This is a genomic window from Ruminiclostridium sufflavum DSM 19573 (assembly GCF_003208175.1).
Taxonomy (GTDB): Bacteria; Bacillota; Clostridia; order Acetivibrionales; family DSM-1351; genus Ruminiclostridium; species Ruminiclostridium sufflavum.
Map to the genome: position 1 here is coordinate 1 of NZ_QKMR01000020.1, position 26,345 is coordinate 26,345.

12 protein-coding genes and 1 pseudogene are annotated in these 26,345 nt (G+C 40.4%); 1 reads left to right on the forward strand and 12 read right to left on the reverse strand.

Going from position 1 to position 26,345, the window contains the following annotated elements; all coding sequences use genetic code 11:
• Positions 1-2,186: pseudogene (locus LY28_RS14665) on the reverse strand (hypothetical protein); the annotation flags it as partial.
• Between the two features lie 809 nt (positions 2,187-2,995).
• Here LY28_RS14665 and LY28_RS14670 point away from each other — a divergent pair.
• On the forward strand, positions 2,996-3,397 hold the full coding sequence (locus tag LY28_RS14670) for a helix-turn-helix domain-containing protein (RefSeq protein ID WP_110462939.1): 402 nt from the start codon (positions 2,996-2,998) through the stop codon (positions 3,395-3,397).
• A gap of 70 nt (positions 3,398-3,467) precedes the next feature.
• Here the strand turns inward: LY28_RS14670 and LY28_RS14675 are convergent, their stop codons facing one another.
• The 11 genes from LY28_RS14675 to LY28_RS14730 form a co-directional block, all read right to left on the reverse strand.
• Entirely contained in the window at positions 3,468-4,115 is a 648-nt protein-coding gene (locus LY28_RS14675) for an accessory gene regulator ArgB-like protein (RefSeq protein WP_110462940.1), read from the reverse strand.
• Positions 4,116-4,223: 108 nt separating this feature from the next.
• Positions 4,224-5,060, reverse strand: a complete 837-nt coding sequence (locus tag LY28_RS14680) for a ComEC/Rec2 family competence protein (protein WP_165835586.1) — start codon at positions 5,058-5,060, stop codon at positions 4,224-4,226.
• A gap of 381 nt (positions 5,061-5,441) precedes the next feature.
• Positions 5,442-6,074, reverse strand: a complete 633-nt coding sequence (locus tag LY28_RS14685) for a dockerin type I domain-containing protein (protein WP_110462942.1) — start codon at positions 6,072-6,074, stop codon at positions 5,442-5,444.
• Between the two features lie 277 nt (positions 6,075-6,351).
• A complete protein-coding gene (locus LY28_RS14690; RefSeq protein WP_110462943.1) occupies positions 6,352-8,508 on the reverse strand; it encodes a glycoside hydrolase family 48 protein in 2,157 nt (718 codons plus the stop codon).
• Between the two features lie 206 nt (positions 8,509-8,714).
• Positions 8,715-13,991: a cohesin domain-containing protein gene (locus LY28_RS14700; RefSeq protein ID WP_242981317.1), complete on the reverse strand. Its 5,277-nt coding sequence runs from the start codon at positions 13,989-13,991 to the stop codon at positions 8,715-8,717.
• A gap of 482 nt (positions 13,992-14,473) precedes the next feature.
• Positions 14,474-16,075 (reverse strand): cellulase family glycosylhydrolase, encoded by a 1,602-nt coding sequence (locus LY28_RS14705; protein ID WP_110462944.1) that lies wholly within the window; start codon positions 16,073-16,075, stop codon positions 14,474-14,476.
• 628 nt (positions 16,076-16,703) lie between these two features.
• Positions 16,704-19,223, reverse strand: coding sequence for a dockerin type I domain-containing protein (locus LY28_RS14710; RefSeq protein ID WP_110462945.1), 2,520 nt, complete (start codon positions 19,221-19,223; stop codon positions 16,704-16,706).
• 132 nt (positions 19,224-19,355) lie between these two features.
• A complete protein-coding gene (locus LY28_RS14715) occupies positions 19,356-20,780 on the reverse strand; it encodes a glycosyl hydrolase family 8 (RefSeq protein ID WP_340162548.1) in 1,425 nt (474 codons plus the stop codon).
• A 32-nt stretch (positions 20,781-20,812) separates the two neighbouring features.
• Positions 20,813-22,177: a dockerin type I domain-containing protein gene (locus tag LY28_RS14720; RefSeq protein WP_110462946.1), complete on the reverse strand. Its 1,365-nt coding sequence runs from the start codon at positions 22,175-22,177 to the stop codon at positions 20,813-20,815.
• 111 nt (positions 22,178-22,288) lie between these two features.
• On the reverse strand, positions 22,289-23,860 hold the full coding sequence (locus tag LY28_RS14725; RefSeq protein WP_110462947.1) for a glycoside hydrolase family 9 protein: 1,572 nt from the start codon (positions 23,858-23,860) through the stop codon (positions 22,289-22,291).
• A gap of 168 nt (positions 23,861-24,028) precedes the next feature.
• Entirely contained in the window at positions 24,029-26,332 is a 2,304-nt protein-coding gene (locus tag LY28_RS14730; RefSeq protein ID WP_110462948.1) for a glycoside hydrolase family 9 protein, read from the reverse strand.
• Positions 26,333-26,345 lie beyond the last annotated feature (13 nt).

Here is a 26,345-nt window from a genome sequence, read left to right on the forward strand (position 1 = left end):
GTCACACCTGTTATCGCTGCCGTACTGATTACCGCAGGCTGTGTTTCAGGAAATACCGCCGTCACAACTCCCGAACCGGCTGAATTTGTCGCTGCTGCTCCCGCTACCGTAAAAAAGTTTGCAGGCACTCCTGTCAAGGTATAGCCTGTTTTGGGTGTAAGCGTGATAGTCGCTGTATATACCTGTTCTCCCGCAAAGACTGACGCTACAGGTGACCATGATATTGCCGCCGTATATTCTGCTGTATCTGCTATTGCCGCTGTGGGAGTTGCACCTGTTACAGGTATTGTCACCCCTGTTATTGCTTTTGTGCTGATAACTATTCCTGTTGCCGGAAACTTCGCCGATACATAATTTGAATTTGCTGAATTTGTTACTGTTGTGGCTCCTGCTACCGTAAAAAAGTTTGCAGGCACACCTATCAAAGTATAGCCGGTTTTTGGTGTAATTGTGATTCCTGCTGTGTAGACTGTGTTTACTTTAAACGTCGTATCTGCCGGTGACCAGCTAATTGCTCCTGTATATTGAGTTGTTTCCGTTATTGCTGTTACAGGTGTTTGCCCTGTTACAGGTACTGTTACTCCATTTATTTCAGAAATATTAATTGGTATGGATACCGTCGAAGGAAAGGTTGCCGTCACAACTCCTGAATTTGCAGCATTTGCTGTTGAAGCACCACTTACCTTGAAAAAGTTTGAAGCCACGCCTGTTAAGGTATAGCCTGCTTTTGGTGTAATTGTGATCGTTGCTGTGTACACTGTGCTCCCTTTATACGTTATATCTGCCGGCGACCATGATATTGCCGCTGTATATTGTGCTGTTTCATCTACAGTTGTATCCGGAGCTGCCCCAATTACAGGTGCTGTTACTCCGGTTATTGCAGAAATATCAATTGGTATAATTCCCGTTGCAGGAAAGGTCGCTGTCACTACTCCTGAATTTGCAGAATTTGTTGTCGATGCACCACTTACCTTAAAGAAGTTTTCACTTACACCTGATAAGGTATATCCTGTCTTGGGCGTAATTGTAATGGTTGCTGTGTAGACTGTCCCGCCCTTAAACTTCGTATCTGCCGGTGACCATGATATTACGGCTGAATACTGTGCTGTTGAATCAACTGTTGTATCCGGAATTGCCCCGGCTACCGGTACTGTTACCCCTGATATAGAAGATATATCAATCGGCAATGATTCAGTAGCATGAAATACCGCATATATATCCCCGGAGGTATTAGTATTTGTTGATTCTGCTCCTTCTACCGTAAAAAAGTCTTTAGCTACCCCCATCAGCGTATAACCATGTTTCGCCGTAAGTATAACATTAGCCGTATAAACTACGCCTGCGCTGAACTTAGATCCGGTTGAGGGAGACCATGATACCATGCCTGTGTATTGGTCTGTAGGAGTAATTGTTGTTACAGGAGTTGCTCCTGCAACCGGTGCCGTCACTCCTTTTATTGTAGATATATTAATCACTACCGGTTCTGTCTCTGTAAATATTGCTGTTACAACTCCCGAATTTACCGCATTTGTCAATTCTACCTGAATTTCTGTTTCTGATACTCCATCTAATTTAAAATAGTTTGAAGCCACCCCTGTTAATGTATAGCCTGCTTTCGGTGTAATTGCAATTGTTGCCGTGTACACTGTACTTCCTTTAAACGCTGCATCTGCAGGTGACCATGATATTGCCGCTGTATATTGTTCTGTTTCATCTACGGTTGTATCTGGAGCCGCTCCCGTTACCGGTACTGTTACCCCTTTTATTGTCTTTATATTAATTGTTGTTGCTGTTGCAGGGAAAATTGCTGTCACAACCCCTGAATTTGCTGTATTTGTTGTAGTTGTCGCTCCTGCCACCGTAAAGAAGTTCGCAGGTACTCCTGTCAAGGTATAGCCTGACTTTGGTGTAATTGTAATTGTTGCTGTATAAACCGTATTGGCAGCAAACGGTGCCTTCGATGGCGACCATGATATCGCTGCTGTATATTCTGCTGTCTCGGCTATTGATGTAACCGGAGCCGCTCCTGCCACCGGTGCTGTCACCCCCGATATAGCAGATGTATTGATTGTCGTTGCGGCTAAGGTGCTTACAGACGGCATAATTATCCATATAATTATAATTATTAATAATAATCTGAGCAATCTCTTAACACTAATACTTAAAGAACTTAAAACCTTCTCCATTAAATCGCCTCTCTTCTAATATTAGCGGTGAATCCATCGGGCAAATTTATAGTATGATGTATGTACCCACCCAGTATTTTTATTATTAAATATAACTAAAATAACTTTCTTATATAATAGTATATACCATAATAATGCCAGAAAAAAGAAGAAAAAAAGGAATAGTAAAAGAAAAATAAATAATCCCAAGATTATTTGTAGAATCCTGCGATATTTATCAAAAATAAAGTCAATTAAGGTTTAAAGTCTTCACGTAATAAAATATAAGTATGATATTTATATCATCTTGATATAAATACTGCTTTTAAGCTGATTTTGAACACAGTTTGGGTTATATCATATTTTATGCTTTTGGGTGTGTACAAAAAAACAATAAGACACAGCTATAAGAAGGAGATGTATCTGCGCAAGGCTAGAATTATTCTAATATACTAAGGCTGGATATAGGGGCTTGCCGCAAGATATAAAGCTGTTAATGAAAATCACTGAATTTTAAATGAGCAAATGTGTATTTTACTGATGCACTACGGAAATTAAATATAATTCGAAGTGTACCGACTTTATTTTTAGATAGTTTGTCGATTATTTTATTTTCCAGCAGGTACACTTCGTACCAATATTATATTACTATTAGAGTAATCAGTCAACTATATTATGGAATAATTTTAATTTTTTTCTATAATTTTTATAATATAATTCCGGCATCAAATTTTAACAATAATTCACTTTATAAATATATTTAGCAATTAATAAAAAATATTGCTATTACTAACATTCATCCATTATAATTATTTATTGAGGTGATTAAAATGTCTGTTCTTTCAGAGAGGATTAAAACACTACGTAAAGCCAAAAAGCAATCCCAAAATGAAGTAGGAAAGGCTTTAGGCAAAAGCAGGGAAACCATATCAAAATATGAGTTGGGTGAAAGAGAGCCAGACCCGGGTGTAATTGTTTTGCTTTCAAAGTATTTTGATGTATCTTCAGATTATATGCTTGGAATCACTAATAATTCAGAAAATTTACCGAATAATGAAAATGATCTGTTCAGCCCGGAAATGTATGCTTTTGAAACCTATCTGAAAAACGAAAATTTTATTCCATATGTAAAGTTAGCCGTATTAATGAATGCTTCAAATATTGAGGCAAATCGATTTGAAGCACTTATTAGTGACTTTATCGAACAAAATAACCGGCAAAAACACCTGTAAAAGGTGTTTTTGCTATCCTTACAAATTCTGCTTATTAAATTCAATTATCGTGCAAAAGCTTCAGGCAATATTAAGTTTTAATCAGATGCTTTTGCTTTTTACGCCCTAATCCATATTCAATTTTCTCAAAAAAGCTATGTCCTGCCGGAGTAATTCCGAACAATTCCGGCAAAATACCAAAGCATAATGAAATAGCGTACAACTTAATCCCGATGGCAGTTAATAGCATTGACAATACTAACCATACAAGCATATATATAACAGATATGATTTTAAATTTTCTTTTTTCCCTCGCATCTGTAATTAAACGATTTGGAGTATCTCTTGGTGCATATTTTATCAAAATATACATTCCTGTAAAAAATGTCAAGCCAATAAAACCTGCCAGACATAAAATACTCCAATACTGATATGTATATTGTGCAATCAAGGCTGCTGAAATAAATAGAACCATAGTTACAAAAAGGCATTTGCCATAGGTTTTCATATGATATCCGCCTGCTGCCTTACGCAGCAACGCAAAAGCTAGTGATATTGTAAGTGCCGGAAGCATTGCTCCGAGAGCAAAGGAAACGGCAACTAATATAACAGCTTTAACAATACTTCCAAGGGCTATCTGAAATCCATAATAATATAAGGCCTTTTTTTGATGATCTTCATCCAGCATTTGCGACAAGCCTTTCGCACAAGAATATGACCATTTGTTAATGAAACGCATAATAACCTCCGTCCGGGGTACAAAAATTTTAAACTTTGCTTCACATAATATATGCCAGATATTCTATAAATCTTATCCATATCTGACTAGACTAATTGATAATAAATATCACTGCTCGACATTAAACCCTCTATCTGTTACAGTTACCATTATCCGACCGTCATAACTTTTATACAGGCGTGTGCCCAGAGCATTGAGCTCGGATAGCAGCGCTGAATCAAGTCTTTTTTTTGATTCAGCTGTAACAGCGGCATATAAAGGTTTTGCGTTATTTAACGCTGCTTTCAGTCCACTGTCATAGCTGCCGTGATGAGGCAGCTTTATAAAAGTATAGGAATCCTTGCATACGGAATTAAATTCCTGCATTCTCTGCTCTAATGCATCACCGCACAGCAGCAAGCTGTACCCTTTACAATAAACAGATGTGATAAGAGAGTAATTATTCTCATTGTCATATACTTTTTTTAAGGGAGCATTAATCTGTACATGCCCATTTGCAGTTTCAATGGTGTAGTCCTCCGTCAGAAAAGATACCGGAACCCTTGCGGAATTAACAGCCTTCATAAGCTTACTGTACAGCTTTGAATCTCTCTTGTAGTCAGGAGCGAATATTCTCCCCACCTTATATTTTTTTATAATATTTGAGGCACTTCCTATATGATCATTGTCATAATGGCTTATAATAAAATAATCAATGTTTTTAATTCCGTAGTCATCCAGAACCGATGCTATTAACTTATGATCATCCTCATCTGCGGAATCATTAACTATTACCTTGTCCCCAATCTGCAGGATAATACAGTCAGATTTGCCTGTATCCAAAATATCCATTTTCAGGTATAAATTCTCTTTTCCGCAACCGGAAATACCTCCTGCAATCGATATAATAGCAACTGTACAAATCAGTACAATATTAACTTTTCTAATTTTATTATACAGTTTCAAAATAATAATAACCTCCATGTCCAGTCTAGTTACAAAAATTCTTTCAAGCTGACCTCCATGCCAGCCTTGACCCTGCAATGTAAGTATATCATATTTTTACCTGTATAAGGCATTTGACATATTTTATTACCGCTGAATCAATTTGAAATAATTATTTAATCCGCCAAAAACTCCGCCTTCTTTTAATTTCACAGGCAGCACGCAAGCCCTATTACAATACAAGCTATTCTTTTTAATTAAAAACCGGCAGAAACCTGTTAGAATTAAAAGGTTCCTGCCGGTTTTTCAGCTCATTGCCAAATCCGCAAAAAGCTGCTCGAAGCTTTTTAATGTGCTAAGAGAACAATAAATGCGTGAATTGCAACCTTCTCATTTTTCAAGCTATCTCAATAGTATAGCTTTTAGCAGTGCAAGATCAACAGCATCCAAAGACCTGTCATTATCCATGTCTACAGCTGACGGATTTATAATTGCACTCTTATTGCCCAATAAATACATTCTTAAGGCTGCCAGATCCAATGCATCCACGCTTCCATCCATATTGCCATCTCCTGCTTTGTAGCTTGAAATAAGCTTTCGATAAACCTTGACGCTTCCGGCTGATGCCATGTATTCGGTATCTCCCGGGAAATCCGCACTAACAGCACTATCAATAGTAATTATTTTACCTTTTGTGAAAGACGGAAACATAACAGTTATATTGTTCTTAGCAACTCCGTCAGAATCAGTAACAGTCTGATTGTATTTTAGTATCAGCCCATAAAATTCACCGGAATTTTCTTTCCACTCTACTTTTTTTCCTGCCAACGGGTTGCCCTGCGCATCTGTGAGCTTTACCCGGACTTCATGTTCAAAATCTGAAAGATTGCAGTAGCTCTGTCCATTTTCATAAACAGCTGCAAGCTGAGTATTTGCCAAAGCAGAGTTATCTGCAAAAGCTATAGCACCCGGTGCCGATAAAGATATCAAAACCGCTGCTGCAAATACCAAACAATTTTTCTTAATATTTCTCATAAAAATTACCTCCTCATAAGTAAATAGATTTTTTAAAAACAGAAAGCTTGTCTAGACATTGAAAATTATTCTGTTTTGTTTTTTCAATTTTACTTTGTATGGAAAATTTTTACAAGTGCTTAGTTTATTTTTTAACAGTCCTGTTACAATTTGCAAATAAAAAAACTGCAGAACGGAACTTGCCATTCTACAGTTTTTATCACTACTCTGACTCTTTAACCTTCACATAAAAATATTATTAAATTTTAACAAATTTTTATTGGCAATCTCAGGGAAATTATTTCCCGGTTAACAAATAAATCTTCAGCTTTGCATAATCGAGAGCATCGATGTTTCCATCCCCGTTCATATCAGCGTTTTCCTTAGTTATGGCGGTAGAACTGTTTAAAATGTATTTCTTCAATAAGGCAAAATCAATAGAATCAATTTCACCATCCGAGTTTACATCCCCTAAAGTAACAGTAACATCGTCAGGGAACAATATCGCATATATACCATTCGCCACAGCGAACTCACTCTGAGCCCAGAAACGGTGATATTTCATTGTCGGAACATCTCCGCCGTTCAAATACGCCTCAACCTTTGACCATTCCGGATCCTTTTTATATTTTGAACGGATGTCTATAAAAGTGATACCCGGTTTAATTGCATCACCGTTAGGCATCTTGCCGGAAAATCCGGATGGAACATATACTTCCTGTTTGAAGCGGCTATAATCTGTGCGAGGCTCCGGCACGCATATTCCCTTGTCGTCCTGATAGTTTTTCCACATACCGTCAAGAAGCTTTTGGGCACTGAGCCTTGATGTCTCATCTCCCGTAGCCTTTGCATAGAAGGTTAATGTGTTTGCAAGCGAGGAGGCAACTCCAAGGTCAGTACCATAATTGACTATGGATACATGCAGGTTGGGATTTCCGGTATATTCCCCGTTCCACGTGTCCGGCTGTCCTTCCCAGCTAATTGTATTCGGAATCTGGAAGGTTCCGTCCGAATTAAATTTAATTACTGAATTCGCCCATTTCGCCCATTTATCAAGAAGATTTTTTACTCTATTATCTTTTGTCTGATAATAGTATTCAGCCATACGCTGCATTGACCATGCCTGCATTCCCATCCAGGTGTTACTGCCGGGGTCCTTATATACCGGATTTTCTTCATAGCCCATCCCATCGAAGGTGGCTGTACCTGACGGCCATGCTTCGTATCGTCCGTTGCGCGAGTTGCTTGCTCCTCCGGCTATAGCTCCTTCGGCAGACTGCAGCCATTGATAGAATTCTATTTGTTTATCAAGACTCTTTCCCCAGTCTCTCGCTCCATTAGCCGACTTTGGTTTGAAGTCCGAAACCGTGGATAATACCCATGCAGTAAATGGATTCTGATAGCCAAAGTGATTATGGCTGCAGCCTATAATCCATGCCCAGTCAGCCTCAACTCCTCCGCCCCATGCATAATACCATGAAAGCAGGTAATGACATGCATCATATCCCGTACCTGCTGATGAAGATGACCCAATTTTGCGGAAGTACTTGTCAAACATTGCATATCTCAAATAATCACCCATCTTAGAGGCCTTGGATACGTAAGTCTTTATATCCGTACTTCTTTCCTTTGCCCATACATTTGCCCAATAAGTAGCTTGAACTGCACGTGCATCGGCATCGGGAGCATTTGTATATTTGAATTGTTTTGAATACGAGCTGTCTCCTGTGAATAAATTGAGATAGCCGTTTGACCCGCCAAACTTCATTGCATCCCAGCAAGGCTGCGGTATTGTTTCCCATGTAGACTCCTGCTCACCTCTCTGGAAGGTATTGATATATGAGTTTTTTGAGGTTCCGTCGCCTCTGTTTCCAAACCCATACCAGTTATCTACATCCAAAAGCCAGTGCATACCGTATATCATGCTTGTCCCATAAGCGGACTTCAGTTCCCCCGATATTGGGTCCTTACCGACAGGAGCATTTGTATCCAGCTGCGCCGGATATTTGCTTGGGTCCTGCCACTCTGGAGCATAAGTTGCCGGATCATCAGGATTATATTTACTCATCGCGGAATTTGGCTGATCCTGCGAGGATGGAATAATATATTTTTCTGCAATATCCCATGACTTTTTAAAGCCCGAGAAATCCCCTGTAAATTTTCCGTTGACTGCTTCAAGCCACATATAGTAGCTAAAGGCTTCACTGGTTGTGACATGTCCATAGTCAGGCGCTTCAACCATCAATGTTTCAATTGAATGGTACGGAACTCCGTCAGAGCTGAAATATCCGTTTGAAGTATTTTTGATTTTTTTGTACATAGTTTCAAAACGGCTTTTATATTCCTGATTGACAGGATCATCTGCCGCTGCATAAACACCGGCAGAAGCAACTACAGATAAAGACATCACTCCAGCCAAAGTAATCGCACTGAATTTCTTTATATATCTTTTCATCAAAATGTGCCTTCCTTTCTATATTTTTAGTTTTTTGAGAAGCCTGTCACATAATCGAAAAATATGCTGTCACTTTTAATATGCCAAGTCAATTACTCTCACCTAAGAAACGATATCCTGTCATCACAAAAGCTTTATCCATAACTGGCTTTAGTCAATTATCTTTAAACATACGTGACAGGCTTTATTCAACAGCCTGCTATGATTTAGTTCACACTTCCGCTGATATAAGTAACATCAGCTAACTTGCTGAAATTACCGTCACCGAAGGCTCCGCCCTCTTTAAAGGTTAAAGCTGCGCTGGAGCTGCCAATAACCTTGAAGGTAATTGTAGCAAGCACGCCATCTGTTGTAATCAATTCCTCTCCTATGGAATTGTCCAGAAACAGAAAGCTGATTGTACCATTACTGATACTGCTTGAGAAATTCACACCCGCATTTTTTACTATTGAGCCGGCTGTTACCTTCTGAGCCTCAAGTTTGCTTGTATCATAGCTTATATAGAAGTTGCAGGTCCCCACATTTCCAACCTTGCTTACATTTGTTAATGAAATCGGTACTGTAATTGTATCTCCTGCATTACCCGATGCTTTTCCTATTGTTACACCGAGACCCTTGATGGTAACAGGAGGCGTCGAATCTGTAACTGTCAATTTAAATACCGGATTTTTTGCTTCCAAGCCAAAATCAAATGTAAATGCCTTTGTTCCTACAGCAAGAGTTGACATATATGTTCTTGAAAATCTCACAGTGTCACCCGATACTGTATATTCATTTCCTTGTGTCAAGCCTGTAATGCCCTTGAAGGTACTTCCGTTTGAGGTCATTGTCACATATACCGCTTCAGGAGCATACTTGTCAAATGTTGCATTATCAGGGCTTATTGTGGCACCTTGAGGTTTTGAGTCTTGTATTGTCAATGTCAATACAAGATTCTCAACCAGACCGAAATCAAAGGTAAGCTCCTTTGTACCTACCGGAAGAGTTGACAAATAACTGCTCAATATTGTTATTTTTGCTTTGTTATCTGATATCGTATAGTCTGTTCCCTGAGTCAAGCCGGTGATTCCCTTTAGTTTAATTCCATTGTATACGACACCTATTACTACATCCTGAGGAGCATATTTGTCAAATTCCGCAGTTTTAGGATTGATTGAAGGAAGCTTAGGCAATGAATCTGTTATTGATACTGTCAGAACAAGATTTTGCTCAAGACCGAAATCAAAAGTAAGCTCCTTTGTACCTACTGGAAGAGTTGACAAATAACTGCTCAATATTGTTATTTTTGCCTTGTTATCTGATATTGTATAGTCTGTTCCCTGAGTCAAGCCGGTAATCCCCTTTAATTTAATCCCATTATATACAACATTTATCACCACATCTTCAGGTACGCTTTTATTAAAGGTTGCTGTGTTTGGTCTTATGGATGGCATATTGTCAATTATCCTTACGCCTCCGTTTACACTTTCAACAGGCTTAATTTTCGTCCAATCAGCATTACCGAAGGTTACCTGCTTAAAGTCCACAGGTGTTACAGAAGGTAATGCATCACTCTTTACCTTAAATTCTATATTTGCAAATATCCCATCAGTGTCAATCAAGCCACTGTCTGTGGCACTAATATATATTATACTGATTGTACCGTTATCATTGATATTGTAGAAGAAGTTATCAGCCTCATCCGGTACTATTGGACCTGATGATACGGCAGTTGCTTCAAGAATACCGGTGTCATAGGCTATAACCGTATTACCCACTCCTATCTTGCCGACCTTTGAAACATTTGACAAGCTTATCGGTAATGTTACTATATCTCCTGCTTTACAATTTACAGTCTCAATTTTAGCACTGAGTCCTCCCGTTACTTCATTAACCGTTATAGTTAATACTGGATTCTTTGCCGCTCCGAAATCAAAGGTAAGTGCTTTTGTTCCGGCTGCCAGACTATTCAGATAACTCTTGAGGAGTGTCACAGTATTCCCTGACACAGTAAAATCTGTTCCGGCTGTTAATCCGGTAATACCCTTAAAGGTATTTCCGTTTGGTGTGAGCACAACCGTTAAATCAGATGCAGCTCCCTTAATTAAGGCTGCTGTCTCAGGACTGATCGCAGGCTCCTGAACAATCACTTTATTAATATCAACACTGCCGTCTGTAAAGTTGACTCTTTCCAGCTTATTCATTTCCCCATTGCCGAACGCTCCTCCTGCCTTGAATGCCACAGGCGTTGTAACCTCTTGTGTTGTGCTCTTTATCAGGAATGTAATATTTGCGAACACTCCATCCTTGGTTATCAATTCACTGCCTATAGTATTATCCAGGAACAGGAAGCTTATCGAGCCATCCTTGTTGATGCTGCTTGAGAAGTTTACTCCTGAATTTACAACTATAGGGCCGGCTGCAACTGCTTTTGCCTCCAGCAAGCTGGCATCATAGGCCACATAGAAATTACAGGTTCCTATGCTGCCTGCTTTTGCTACATTTGCAAAGCTAATCGGTACAGTCACTGTATCTCCTGCTTTCCCTGATACTGTGCCGATCGATGCGGTAAATTCCGGAGTAAGTGCTGTAATTACTATTGACAACACAGGATTCTTTGATGATCCAAAATCAAAGGTAAGAGTCTTTGTTCCAACTGCAAGGCTGTTCAGATAGCTCTTGAGTATTGTTACACTGTCTCCTGATACTGTATAATCAGTGCCTTTCGTCAGACCTGTTATTCCTTTAAAAGTACTTCCGTTTGGTGTAAGCGATACTGTAAAGTCTGATACCATACCCTGGACAAAGGATTTCGTTACCGGACTTATTACAGGGTCCTGACTGACTACTTTATTTATATCTACGCTGCCATCAGTAAAAATAACTGTTGAAAGCTTTGTCATACTTCCATCTCCAAAAGCTCCTCCTGCCTTAAATGCAACCGGGGTGGAAACCTCCTTTGTGGTATCCTTTATCTTAAAGGTAATATTTGCAAATACCCCATCAGCCTTAATAAGTTCATTTCCTATAGTGTTATCAAGGAAAAGGAAGCTTATTGAGCCATCCTTATTGATACTGCTTGAGAAATTTACTCCCGCATTTGTTACTATAGTGCCTGCGGATACAGCTGTAGCTTCCAGCAAGCCTGTATCGTAGGTCACATAAAAGTTACATGTCCCTACATTATTAACTTTAGAAACGTTTGCGAAGCTTACCGGAATTGTTACGGATTCTCCAGCTTTACCTGATGCTGTCCCTATTGACACATTCAGATTTTTAGTATCAATAGGATTAACCGTCAGTGTCAATACCGGATTCCCTTCCACGCCAAAATCAAAGGTGAGTACTTTTGTCCCTTCTGCAAGACTGTTCAGATAGCTCTTTAATATAGTTACACTGTTACCTGACACTGTATAGTCCGTACCCTCTTTTAAGCCTGTTATTCCTTTAAAGGTATTTCCGTTTGGTGTAAGTGTTATGTTTATATCAGATGCCGTACCCTTTACGAAGGACTTTGCCGCCGGACTTATTGACGGTTTGTTGCTGTTCATGTTTATTTCAACACTGCCGTCAATAAAATTAACAGCAGCCAGCTTTGTCATACTCCCATCGCCAAAGGCTCCGCCGGTCTTAAAGGCCACAGGAGTTTCGACCTCTTTTGCTGTACTCTTTATCTTGAAGGTAATATTAGCAAATATTCCATCTGCCTTAATCAGTTCATTTCCTATAGTATTATCAAGGAAAAGGAAACTGATAGAACCATTATTGATACTGCTTGAGAAGTTTACTCCTGCATTTGTTACTATTGTGCCTGCTGACACAGCTGTAGCTTCTAACAAGCTGGTATCATAGGTCGCATAGAAATTACAGGTCCCTACATTGCCAACCTTGGCAACATTTGCAAAGCTGACAGGTACCGTTACCGTATCACCGGATTTCCCTGCCGCTGTTCCAATCCTTACATTCAGATTTTTAGTATCCTGAGCTGTAATTGTTAATGTTAATGTAGCTTTTCCGGCCGTTCCGAAATCGAAGGTAAGAGTTTTTGTTCCTGACGGCAATCCGTTCAAATAGCTCTTAAGAACTGTTACAATACTTCCTGCTAAAGAGAAATCCGTTCCTTCTGTTAAACCTGTTATTCCTTTAAAAGTACTTGCATCTGAAAGGGTTACTTTCAGATCTGATGACATCCCCTGTGTAAAGGATTTTGATGCGGGACTTATTGTCGGTCCCTGTACCGGACCATTTATAACAACACTTCCGTCTATCAGATTAACTGATGCAAGCTTGCTCATATTACCGTCGCCGAAAGCCCCCCCTGCCTTGAACGCCACAGGTGTGGTGACTTCTTTAGTTGTACTCTTTATTTTGAAGGTAACATTTGCAAATATACCATCGGTCTTAATTAATTCGTTGCCTATAGTATTGTCAAGGAATAAGAAGCTGATTGTTCCATTATTGATGCTGCTTGAGAAGTTTACTCCCGCGTTTGCTACTATAGTACCTGCTGATACTGCAGTAGCTTCCAGCAAGCTGGTATCATAGGTTGCATAGAAATTACAGGTTCCGACATTGCCAACCTTGGCAACATTTGCAAAGCTGACAGGTACTGTTACCGTATCCCCTGATTTTCCTGCCGCCGTACCTATCGTCACGTTAAGACTCTTATCATCAATGGGCTTGACTGTAATGCTCATTGTCGGATTTTTCGATACTCCAAAATCAAAGGTAAGAGTTTTTGTTCCCGCCGTAAGACTGTTCAAATAACTCTTGAGTATTGTTACGGTATTCCCCGATACTGTATAGTTAGTACCCTGAGTAAGACCTGTTATCCCTTTAAAGGTATTTCCGTTCGGTGTCAATGATACCTTAATATCTGATGCGCTGCCCTGTATAAAAGCTGCTGTTGCAGGGCTGATAGCAGGATCCTTTTGTTCTTCGCCCGGTACCGGTTCTTTGCCGTATACCTTCTCCGAACCTATATATGCCGTTATCTGATCCCAATCAATATAGCTGCCCGCAGCTTTAAAGGAGTAGTCATTGGACTGGTCATAATTTGTCCAATCAGTCCTTGCCACTCTGGTTTGAATTTCCACAGTTCCTCCCGCCGAAAGGCTTCCTCCGCCGGAGAATCCGATTTCAATATAATTATCGGCAGTTGACGTTGTGGTGGTCATTTTCACAAACTTGCTTGTTACATAGCTTGTAACAGCCGTATATGAGCCTCCACTTGTCATTCCTGCATGATCACACCAGAAGTTCTGAGTCTTATCAGCATCTATGGTGTAATAGTATCTCAGCTTTATGTCAGATAAATTAACCGCAGAACCGCCGCTATTAGTTACTTTAAATCTTGCACTTATTGTATTGGATGAAGCTGATGAATTACCATTATTGAACTGCACGTTTAAACTTGTGCTTGCTGCAAACGTATTGCTTGCAGACGCAAATAATGTTATTATCATGCTTAGCACCATAAGACAAGAAATTATTTTTTTATGCATAGTATACCTCCTGTTTTTTTTATGTGTACGAAAACCATTTTTGCCATTGTATATCATTTAGGTTTTTCACTTGTATCCGGTTCTCTATCAGCAATGCAAAGCTTTTTAGGTTAATTGATTAAACTTATAGTTCTCTGCTGATAAATCAACCGAATTAATATTTTCACCCCCTTAACGTTTTTATTGGCTAGTTGGTTTTCATAAACTTACCGGTCAGACAAGCTTATGTATAGCAATTAATTACTTTAATTCCATATTTTTACTTACCAATATAATTATGCGTTGGGAATATTTTACTTATGTTGGTCGATTTTAAATTTTTTTAAAAATTTGTGATTTATTTACACAAAACTTAAATACATTTTTCATAGGATTAATTTAAAGCAAAGTTACTTTAAATTAATCCTTACAAAAAAAGATGCACAGAATAATTATTCTGTGCATCTGAATTCATAATTTTTTATTTAAAAAATATAACTATGCTATTTATTTAGAAGTAATGCCTTCAATTTTGCAATATCAAGAGCATCTATGTTTCCATCGGCATTCATATCAGCATTCTTTACATTTATCTTTACCGCAACTCCTAATAAATGCTGCTTCAGTACTGCAAAATCCAAAGCATCAACGGCTCCGTCCTCATTGGCATCTCCAAGAAGAACGACAGGAGCCGGAGTATCGAAATATTCTCCCAGTGAAATTCCGTTTGAACCGAGAGGAACCACGTGGTCAAGGCCAATGAATTTTCCTCCGCTTGTCTGCCATAAAGCAGGCTCCAGCAGTCCATATTTTTCCATATCCCATGTTGACCAGTCGTTTCCTATAAGTCCTCCTGTATCACCGGAATTTGGATTTATGCACCAGAAGGTATGGCTAATACGGTTTTTAATCATATAATCTCTTAACAGCGTCATCCATTTCTGGTTCTTGCCTGCATCCATATGTCCTCCCCACTCACCTATAAGAAGCGGAGCTATCTTCTGGTCATCAATATATGCCCATGAATCGTACCAATAATCATCTAATAATGTTTGTGTAGTAAAATCCTTATCAAACCATGACTGGGCATATACCGAAGGGCCGTAATCATGTGGGGAATATACAATCTGACTGTTCAGTGAACCCAAATTAACAGGGAAGTCTCTTACCCCCCTCAGATTGCCGCCCCACCAAGCTCCATGCCAGGGAGAAGCATCTCCGGTCGCTCCCCAGATGTCAGGTGTATTATATGTATACCCCTTTTCTGTCTTAGGATATTGCTCTATACCCTCTATCATTATCAGAAGGTTTGGATTTTCTGCAAGTATAGCCTTTGCACATTGTTCAGAAGCATACTTCCAATTGTTTTCATCCTTTGAGTCATCCCACTTTGCTATTGTATCAGGGCAGGTATCACCTGTATATCCGCGTTTTCCGTGGGGTTCATTTTTCAGATCCAGAGCTAAAATAGTATCATCGTTTTTATACTTGTCAGCAAGCCATGCCAAGGTATCTATCCACATATCAGTCGTAACGACACCTGCGGTGGTTGTATCCTTGCCGTACCACAATTCATAATTATGTCCCGAATTGTTGGCATCAGGACTGTGTACATCAACCATTACCTTGATTCCAAGCTCCTTGCAGTATCCCATTATTATATCAAATATTTCCATACTGTTCTTTACATCATCGGTTTCGGGATCATAAAAATCAGGATTACATACATGATATGGCGGATTATTGCTGGCTGTCACGCTTGAAACCGGATTTGGCTTGCCCTTCATCCAGCTGTATAGCAATTCCGTTGAAACCGGTATTCTTAGAAAACCTATTCCCTTGTCGGCTACACTGGTTAATATACCTTTAACATCATACCATGCGCCGTGGAAAACATTTTCGCTGCAGTTAAACCCAAACCAGTTAGCACCTGTCAGCCAAACTTCATTGCCATACATGTCATAGATTTTGTCCCCCTGACAATGAAGCCAGTCGTCATTATTGCTGTCAACTGCTTTCACACCTGCCCCAAAATTTGACAAGCAGATTGTGGAAGAGATTGCCAGTGCAGTAAATAACGACAATATTCTTTTTGCTCTCTTCATAAAATCATTCCCTCCAAAAAATAATTTTAGTATATCTAAAAGCTATTAGCGATTAGTTTGGTTTTTGAAGCTGACCTTCCCCAGTCAAAAACCAAGCTGGGTTCAAAGCCTTGCCTAAGAAATAATTTATACTGTAAAGCTCCCCTATTATTCTATCAGGCACAGCTTGAAACATTAGTTGTAAGCAGGCTTAAAAGCATACCTGCCCTGAAAAGACGATTTGCATCGTCAAAAGGCTTTCAACCGCAATTTACTTTGGTAATAACGATAAGTCGCATAATATACGCGCATATAAAACTGTAACCTTATCCTCCCTTCTTATTTTAAAAACAAATTATTATGGACCCTATGCTACTACCAAAAATTAAATATCTGATTAGTCAAAAATAATCTTCGTTGATCAAAACCAACCCTATGCCTTATTCCCGCAGAATCCTAAAAAATATGCAACAGCTTGCTTTTAAAGGCTTTGTACTTTTAAGATGTTTCTGAATTGGCATGATATACCTGATTTAAGTTTACATTATGTAACGTAACAATTCAAGGTTAAAATGCATAATTTTGTAGAAATATTAAATATTTTGCATGTTTTTACGAAAAGCACCTGTATGACCTGCTGCTTTATGTACTACTGTTTAGGGAAACCAGTTATACTTCCAAGCAAATAGCTTTTGACCAATGCAAAGTCTATCGCATCAATATCTCCGTCTCCGTTAACATCTGCAGCCTCAGCTCCGCCCTCTCCCGGGAAATCAGCTATTCCTCCAAGAAGATAATTCTTTATAAGAGCAAAATCCAGAGCATCCACAGCCTTGTCTCCATTTACATCTCCTGTCAGCGGCTTGTCTATTGTATTTCCTGATATATCTCCATAAATGACACCTCTTCCGTTAGTTCCCACATAAACACGTCCATATATTCTTGGATCTCCGGTTATGGTTTTGTCTATTGCACCAAAGCCCTGATCCTCATCATTAATTTTAACCCACGATACACCTTCATTATCAGAACGGAATATACCTATCGCTCCATCTACCTTGCCTGTAATATAAACAGCCATGTAAGCCTTGTCAGGTGCTGCCTTGCCAAAGCCTGCCACATATGACGTACTGACATTTGCAAGCTTTTCAAAAGTCGCTCCGCTGTCAGTAGAATGCCATAGTCCGTCATCACCTGCAGACAGCCATATATCTCCTTCAATTCCCGGAACAGCTTTAATTTTAGCTGAAGTTGGCAAACCCGTTGCTGCTGCATTAAAAGTTACGCCACCATCTGTACTTACGTAGAAGCTGCCATTTGAAAATCCATAAAATTTCTTTCCGTTTACACGGTCAGAGGCTATTGCAGAATTAACCGGAAGACCTGTGCAGGTCGTCCAAGAGCTGCCGTTGTTTGTTGTGACAGCCGGCTTTACATCCGCAGGTGCCCAGATTACTGCTGTTGCATCGGCTGCTGCTGCCACGCTGCTATCCCCGTCAGTAACACCGGCAGGCTCAGAATTTCCCTGAAACCAATTTGTTCCTCCGTCATATGAGAAAGCTATACGTTTTACATTCTCTGCATCACTTTTTGCAACAATTGTCATAAAGCTTGGCGACAATTCCGCATAATCTATCCCTGTGGCACTTGAGTATGCCGGAACCAGCATTTTTGAACGTGCCTTATCCAAGTCATCATGCCGGAAGCCTACTATATCTCCCAATGCACTGATTAACGGCGCACCTGAAGGAGGACTTATTAATCCTAAAACTGCTGTTTCCTCAATCCCTGCAGCCTTTACTGAGATTTTTATCTTCTCATTTTTATCCCATGCAGTCAGATTGTCGGTACCATACAATGTGGCACCGGTTCCATACATCATTCGGTCGGAATTGAACGGATCAATTTCAATATCGCCAACCATCCAGCCCAGTTTCGGACTTACTTCCGGCAAGCTTACGCTCGAAGCCTTATCCCAGTCCAGCCAAGGTGCGGCTGAAATATCCTGTGTGTATCTGAAGCTGCGTGAAGGATAGCCTGCCCAATCCCATATACGGCTCCAGGTTGTCCCGCCATCCACACTGCGCCATATCATATCATCCGGCCACCATGACACCAGACTTGTAACCATGATAGTATCCGGGTTCTGTGCATCTATTGCCAGTCCGCCGTAGCCAAAATAGTTGTCACCATTGTCTGAACCGTCCTCCTTCAAAGAAGGAATAGGACTTATCTTCGTCCACGCCGAGGTGCTTGTGTCATATTTCCAGACATCACCCTTTGTTCCGTCATACGGTCCGCAGGAATCACTGTATGTAATATATAATACTCCTTTTGAATTCATTACCCCATGATGAGGCAGATAACCCGCCGGCTGTCCCGGAACTGCTTCCCAGGTTACCCCGCCGTCGGTACTTCTATAAATGCTCTCTTCCTTATCGGCAACTCCGACATATATATTCTTGGTAGCATTCCCTGATGTACTGCTGCTTTTATCAAATGCCACCCAAACTACGCCAATGATATCCTTTGAGTAGTCATAAGCCGGGTCGTATACATAGTCACCCGGATTGGGAAAGCTTGCGACCTCAGCCCACGTTTCACCGTAATCTGTGCTTTTCCAAAGGCCGTTCCCGCAGCGTGTGCCTAAATACAGAATACTGTTTTTATTTGGATCAACGGCAAGCCGTTCACCCATTGAACGGCCCGGCATATTTCCGCCGAACTTGAATGGCAATTCTGTTTTTTCCCATGTAGCTCCTTTGTCTTCAGAACGGAGTATCGCGCCTGTATTAGGCAGCCAATCGTTAGTATACATTCCTGCTGCTGCATAAACCCTGTTTGGATCAACAGGGTCGGCTGCCAAGCTGTCAATTCCGTAATAGCTGTATTCATCCAAATCAAAAGAATCCATTAAAGGAATCCAGCTGCTTGTATCCTTGTTCCAGCGGTATGCACCTCCAATATCCGTACGTGCATAAATAAGATCCTTTTCTGCCTGACTGTAAATAATTCCGGGAATAAATCCACCGCCGCCGCCTATAGTAACATTTTCCCAGCTGTATGCCTGCTGAGAATAGGCTTCGGCAGAATTAACAGGTACTGTGACAGAAGCTGTAAGTGCCACCGCAAGAGCTAAACCTGCAATAGATATAAATTTTTTTCTCATAGTTATGTCTCCTCTGCAATTTAAAATCAACTTCCCCGGATATAACCTCACAGACCCGGGAAAGTTGATTGGTGATACCTTTTTGTTATGAAATATACAGTAACATAATAGGTATAACTATTAATCTTAAAATCAGTTATTCAATAATTTTTTCTTGATTGCAGCTAAGTCCAGTGAATCAACTGAACCATCCTCGTTCATATCTGCATTTTTAAGGTTTATTGCTGTACTTGAATTCAGAAGATACATTTTAATTGTTGCAAAATCCAATGCATCTATATTTTTATCATCATTTGCATCACCAAGAGTTACCGTAGTCTGCGATTGTACTCCCCACATCTTAAAGTTGCCGCTTACGTGCAGCATTCCAAGGAAGTACAGCATTCCGTCGTAATAACGGTATTGCCCGCTTGGTATTGAGGTATTCCATAAGTCATTGACAAATTCCTTTGACTTATCCGAAGTAGTGGCCAAAGCCGCTACTGCATTCATAGCCACCAATCCCGGTGAATGGTCACTGTTTAATTTTGACCCTGCTAAGGTATAATTGCTTCCATATGTTGTAACACCCTGACTGTAGAAAAAGTTATGCAGTCTGTCTGCAAAAGTTGTTGCCCATGCGTCTTTTCCGAACCATGCATAGTCTACTGCTATATTTGATGCAATACGCCACGCATCATAACGGAAATCCGAATGTCCGCTGCTCCAGGATACATCCTTAGGAGCTCCGCTGAATTCGGCATAGTCAGGCCCTAATCCGGTAGTTGCATTTGTTGCCTTTGGGAAGAACTGTCTGCTGGTAGCAGCAATCTGTGACCAGAGCGCATTGTCTGAATCATCCCATAAAGCCCACAGCTCATAAAATGCCGGGAGATGATAGGATGGATCGGTAAAATCATAATTGCCTGCTGTCGGACAGAATACAACCTGATTATAGGTCTTATTAAACATATTATATCCCTGTCCGTCATCTGACTGATGAAGCATGGCATCAAGAATAGTCTGCGCTTCCTTGTTGTAGTCTATTCCTGTCGTGTTGCTTCCCCAGCGGTTAGCAGCAAATAATAGTGACATAGCAAAGTACTCATCACCATCCGATGCAGGAGTACTATCCATAACTCCTCCGCTGAAATTGCACTGCCATGCAAAGAAGCCTTTAAGCGCACCGCTTTGCTGCTGCATGTATTTTTTTGCCCATCTCCAAAGATTATCAAATTCCTTTTGTTTATCCATCTGAACGCAGATCATCATTCCATATGACATACCTTCACTTCTGACATCCCCGTTAGCAACATCCTTTATATAAGCCATATCTGTTCCTACAGGATAATACACTCTTTCCGAGCTGTCATTACCATAAAAAAGCTTATCCCACGCTGCCTGAAGCTTCGCGTCAACCTGAGCCTGAGTTTTTCCGGTTTCCACAAACAGATTCCTGTAAACTCCTGTTTCATAAGCACCGCCTGTTGCCGCTACGGCTTGATTATTTGCAGGAATCAAAGCAACCATAGAAATAGCCACTGCCAATAAGCCTGAACATATCTTTCTTAATTTCAAGAATCCCACCTCACCTTTCGTTTTTATTGTTATTAAGCATCTAAAAGATATTTCTTCAACTTTGCAAAATCTAAAGAATCAATATGCCCGTCCTGATTGAAATCAAAGCTGCTGCTGTTTTCTATATCCATATCAGGATTCAATAAATACTTCTTTAACAATGCACAATCCAATGCATCAATACTGCCATCCCCATTTGTGTCTCCGGGCTTTATCTGAACTTCGGCAGTCATTTTCGCTGCATGTGGAGCAAGCACACTTTTCAATATCGGATCTCCATGCATAATATAGAAGCCGCCGGAAAAAGGAGCATAGCTCCAGAATAAATCCCCCGATGCATTCAGTTCCTCAATTGCTCCATACATTTCATTCCAGTATTCCTCTCTGTCATTATGAGTATTAAACTCCTCCATGACAAAGGGCTTATTCAAGATATTGTGAGAATCGTTAATCCATGAACGAACCAGACTTCCTGCCTGTTCTGAACTAAGTCCTGCCCATGCTTCATCCGGATAAGGGTGTGCAGTTGTAAAATCTATATACGGTGACTGCTGTATATAGACAAACGGATTACCGCAATTTCCGCCATAACCGTATTTAGTGCTCTGACCTTCAAGACCTGCACTTACCATGTGATTCGGATCCAAGCTTTTAACATAAGCTCCCATTTCATCAACCCAGGCTCTTAATGTGGTTCCGTTAATATTCTCTTCCTCGCTGACATCCTGATATCTTGGTTCATTCATAAGCTCCCAAGAGAAAATAGTCGGATTATCCTTGTAGGGTTCGTTTGTATAGTGATTGATCCTTGTAACAAAATGCTCTACGTAATTTTTATACTGCTCCTTGCACCCTTTATCAGTGAAAAATACTGCTCTGTTTGGATGTGATACACCAGGCAATCCTTCCCATTTAAGTCTGGTATCTATGCCGCCGTAAGACTCCCAATAGTTTTCAAATACAATAATTACTTTTATATTATTTTTCTTTGCAGATTCCAGTATATAATCAAAGAGCATAAATTGGGCTTCATTATATACCCCTTCTTTTGGTTCAAAGCCATGCCATGTTTCATGAGAAAATCCCCATGTACGAACCACTTTGATTCCATCCTCCGCCATTTGACTCATCATTGTATCTATTTTTGCTTTATCCATGAATTTAGTTTCAATATCTTCCTGAGTCTGGTCATTAGAGCCGTCTCCGTATGTAAATAAATCATAATTGTTACAGCCTGCAAACCGAAAAGGCTTACCGTCAAGAATAAATGACGTTCCATTTGTTGTGACAATACCATTTCCGGCAGCGGCTACAGCGAAATTCTTTGTACCGGGCATAATACAAAGCAGCTGTAAAATAAGAGCAAAGGCTAAACACATCCTAATTCTCTTGTTCATCTTTTCACCCCCAATCTGATTTTTATCAAATTACTCAACTTCCCATTATAAATTTGCAACTGCAAATAAAATAAAGCAAACAGGCTTTTTGATTATTACTGCCAATTTTGCTTATAGCAGTGCCTTTTTAAGGAGAGCGAAATCAATTGCATCAATATTGCCATCACCGTTCATATCTGAATTTTTAATATTTATATTTATGCTGTCCTGAGTCAGCAAATATTTCTTCATACTTGCCAAATCTATTGCATCAACACTGCCGTCACCGTTGCAGTCACCTATTTTAACATCTGGAATTGTACCTCCGAACAGCTTATAAGCACCTGCAAGTGCCCCAACAAGACCGGCATTATAGTCCAAAGCCACCTCTGTATACTGGTACTGATTCCCGTCATCTAAAAACTTATCATTTTGATCCGGTCCTCCGACTAATGCCCCTGTCAATAAATGCTGTGCAGGTTTTGCATTATCCCCGTTTGCATATGTATAGCCGTTTGCCGCCCTATGGTGGGGATGAATACACCAATTGCTGCCATATCCAATTATGTAGGACATTTTGGCAGGGTTATCGCCCAATATGTAATCAATCTGCTTTTTTGCCATATCCATTAATTCCGAATCCTTATTATCCTTGGAATATATTAATATAACCATGGATTCTGCTGCGGCATACCTTAATACACCCCAGCTTGCCAAATACTTTAATCCTCCCGGTGTTGTCGCCAAATCATTTTTCCAATAATTAAAATTAAACTGTACTGCATCCTTATATATCTGCTTGCCTGTTAGCTGGAAAAGTCTGAGTGCTGCCGGCACATACATATCATCCCAGCACATTGTCCATTTATCCTTCAGCTTATCCTCATTCATTGTATTTCCTAAAACAATAAACTTCTCAGCATCTGCTATATATGCATCATCTTTTGTTGCAGTATACAGCCATGTTGCCGCCCATGCCAAATCATCCCCATAGCTTGTTGCCTGATAGAAGGATTGTCCGTTCCCCACACCCTGCTTTGCCTTTCCCAATTCATAAAGCTCTTTTGCCGCCTTTAAGCAGGAGCCTGCATAGCCGGCATCTATATTTTTATAATTAAGGTACATTAATGTCAACGCCGCTGCAGTTTCTCCCAGAATATCCGATGCAGGGTGACTTAAATCAGCCTTGTATAAGGTCGGTCGGTCTCCTGTCTGCAGTTCCGGAGCTCCCCAATAAGTATGATCGTCATTTCCTTCCCCAACTTGATAATAGAAGGTATTGGCATCCGGATGCGCCTTTAAGAAATAATCTGTAAAATATTTCAGCTGTTCGTACATCTTCGCAGTATTTCCTGTGGCATCGAAGGAATCCTTGAATTCGTACAGTGCCCAGCCCAGTACTGCTGCGGAATATCCCTGAGGCAAGCCAAACTTCACATGATCTCCTGCATCATGGTAGCCTCCTGACAAATCCAGTCCCATATCCTTGCCGTCATCAACATGGCAGGCACTCCGCCAATTGAAGAAATTATCATCAGCAACATTTTCTCCGCATTTATTTGCATCGTAGAACAAAATTGAATCTTTAAAAGCCGCAGCATAGTCAGGATTACCTGCTGCAAATGCTCCTGAGGGAATAAGCGAGGCAGTAAGCAGAGCTCCGCTAAGTAAAGCTGCACCAAACCCTTTAGCCAGATTTTTCATTGAGTCAACCTCCTTATAATTAACACCTTCATAGAAAACAGTTTTCTTAGATTTTTTGAAAGATATTACCGCAAATCCAAGAAAGCTGCTTTTCTATCAGGTGTTAAATAATTTTTATCTTGCTGTGTCCCTGTATTGCTTTTGAAATTAACAGACAGTTAAAAGCTGTCAGCCTTCCAGCAAAATCTTCTTTATTGCGACTAAATCAAGAACATTAATCTCACCGTCTTTATTCATATCAGCTACTTCAATGTCAATATTGCCGGACGGGTCAAGCAAATATTTCTTCATTGCCGCAAAATCTATAGCATCAATGCTGCCGTCTTCGTTGATATCTCCCAGCAGCTTACCGGAAGTTCCTCCCTTTGGAGGTTCTGTACCGTATACCAATTTGCCGTCTCTATAAACTGGAATCTTGCCAGTTACGGCATATTCCTTGGTTATACCTTCTCTGCTGTAATCGTTTGCAGGATCCCAATGCGGCTTCCAATCACTGTCAAGGCCTGCGACAAGACCAAAATGGAACTCCCGGTCTCCATAGAAGGAATTGCCTGTCCAATCAGCCTCGAAATAGTAAATATTTTTTTCTTCATTCCAGACAAACGGACCTTTTACTTTTACAGCCTTTCCTTCATTGGCTTTTGCTTCATCATACATAACATCTACACGAACATCCTCTATTGATTGACCTGCTGCAATAAGCTCGGACATATCAAAGAAATACCTGAAGGATAATCCATCAACAAATTGAGGCGGCTTGCATGTTTCATTATGAATATTTACAGTTATCTGTGTTCTTTCTTTATTCTCCTGTTCCAGCTTTGCCTCCGCGAAAAATTCGTCTTCTAACGGCTCTTTTGGAGGAAAGTTTTCAAGAGGCTCCATGCCTTCTCCGAAATACTTATATAGTCCTGCTAAGGCACCTACAAACCCAGCATTATAGTCAACAGCGACTTCGTTTGAAACATAGTCTGTAGTCTCATCGTTATGGGCATCTTCTCCGTCAGGTCCTCCTACCAAGGCTCCCCAAAGAGTATGTCTGTGCTGCTCCGGGATATCCATATTAAGGGTTTTCGAACCATGTGCGGCACGGTGGTGAGGATGCAGCGCATAATCGTCTGAGTATCCGACCTCATAGCTCCTATGCAGCGGGTTATCTCCAAGAATGTAATTCATCTGTGTTTTAGCCCAGTTTGTAACATCCATATTTTCTGTATACTTTGTGTAAACAACCGCGCAGAGCTGTGCTGCCGAATTGTAGCGGCAAGAGCCGTAATTGTTAAGCATACTGAAGCCTGCCGGAGTTTTTGCAAGAAATGTCGTGTCAGTTTTATCTGCATGCTGTATTCCTGACCAGTATTCAAGATTCCATCTGAATAAATACCAATCTCTTTCAGTATTTGTTATAGGAGCCAGCTTTGCAAAAACTCCTCCCCATACTGTATCCCAGCAATGTACCCAGATATTCTGCCATGTATTCTGAGTATTTTTAATGATTCTTCCCATATATCCTGTATATACACCGCTATCGCTGGTGGAAATTATATCGTTGATGTATGACTGGTCACCTGTTGCTATATTGAGCCAAACAGCCGCCCATGATAATTCATCCTCATCAAAGCCGGAGCCGTAGAATCCGCCTGAATAGCCTAATCCTCTGTTCTTTACTGCAAACTTATAAAGCGCTTTTGCCGCAGTAAGGAATTCTTCCGCATATTCCGGCTCCTTATCCTTGAAGTTCAGATAATGTATAGTCATAGCTGCTGCCGCACCTGCACATTGGTCGCTGGCAGGAGTCTCTGCAGTGGCAAAATATGCGGGACGCGGAACCAATTCCTTTACATTCAATTCCGGCGGCTGCCACCAGTTGTGGTCCTCATTTCCCTCTCCTACCTGATAACAGAAGGCGACAACTTCACCCTTGTCATCCAGGAATGTGGAACGAAGCAAATAATCATTCCCCCATTTCAGGAGATCTATCATATGATCCTCTTCTTTTATTTTCTGGTAAGAGTCTCTAAACTCATAAAAGCCCCAGCCAAGGGTGGAAATTGCATAAGTCTGAGGTAATCCGAATTTAACATGGTCTCCCGCATCATGGAAGCCGCCGTGTAAATCCAAAGTGCCGTTTCCGTCCGGGTCAAGGTAACTTTTATTTTTGTCAATGAATGCCTGTGACATATTTGTTCCGGTTTTGGTTTTTGAATATGGAGTAAGAGGAACTTCACAATCCTCCACATGGCAGTCGCCTCTCCATTCAAGCTTTCCTCCGGCTATTTCCGGTCCGCACTTATTTGCATCATAAAAATATAAAGATTTTTGAAGAGCTTCCGCATAATTAATATAGGGAGTAAATGTTGAATCAGATGCTGCAGTTGCAGTATCTGGACTGATTCCGGCAAACAATGTAGAAATAACTGATAATGCGGTTACAAAAGCTATTGTTTTTCCGATATACCTTTTAATTTTCAAAACTAATTCCTCC

What these genes read in the sequence shown, in the direction of transcription:
- LY28_RS14670 (WP_110462939.1), top strand. Translation starts at nt 2,996, where the DNA reads ATGTCTGTTCTTTCAGAGAGGATTAAAACACTACGTAAAGCCAAAAAG.
- LY28_RS14675 (WP_110462940.1), bottom strand. Translation starts at nt 4,115, where the DNA reads ATGCGTTTCATTAACAAATGGTCATATTCTTGTGCGAAAGGCTTGTCG.
- LY28_RS14685 (WP_110462942.1), bottom strand. Translation starts at nt 6,074, where the DNA reads ATGAGAAATATTAAGAAAAATTGTTTGGTATTTGCAGCAGCGGTTTTG.
- LY28_RS14690 (WP_110462943.1), bottom strand. Translation starts at nt 8,508, where the DNA reads ATGAAAAGATATATAAAGAAATTCAGTGCGATTACTTTGGCTGGAGTG.
- LY28_RS14700 (WP_242981317.1), bottom strand. Translation starts at nt 13,991, where the DNA reads ATGCATAAAAAAATAATTTCTTGTCTTATGGTGCTAAGCATGATAATA.
- LY28_RS14705 (WP_110462944.1), bottom strand. Translation starts at nt 16,075, where the DNA reads ATGAAGAGAGCAAAAAGAATATTGTCGTTATTTACTGCACTGGCAATC.
- LY28_RS14710 (WP_110462945.1), bottom strand. Translation starts at nt 19,223, where the DNA reads ATGAGAAAAAAATTTATATCTATTGCAGGTTTAGCTCTTGCGGTGGCA.
- LY28_RS14720 (WP_110462946.1), bottom strand. Translation starts at nt 22,177, where the DNA reads ATGAACAAGAGAATTAGGATGTGTTTAGCCTTTGCTCTTATTTTACAG.
- LY28_RS14725 (WP_110462947.1), bottom strand. Translation starts at nt 23,860, where the DNA reads ATGAAAAATCTGGCTAAAGGGTTTGGTGCAGCTTTACTTAGCGGAGCT.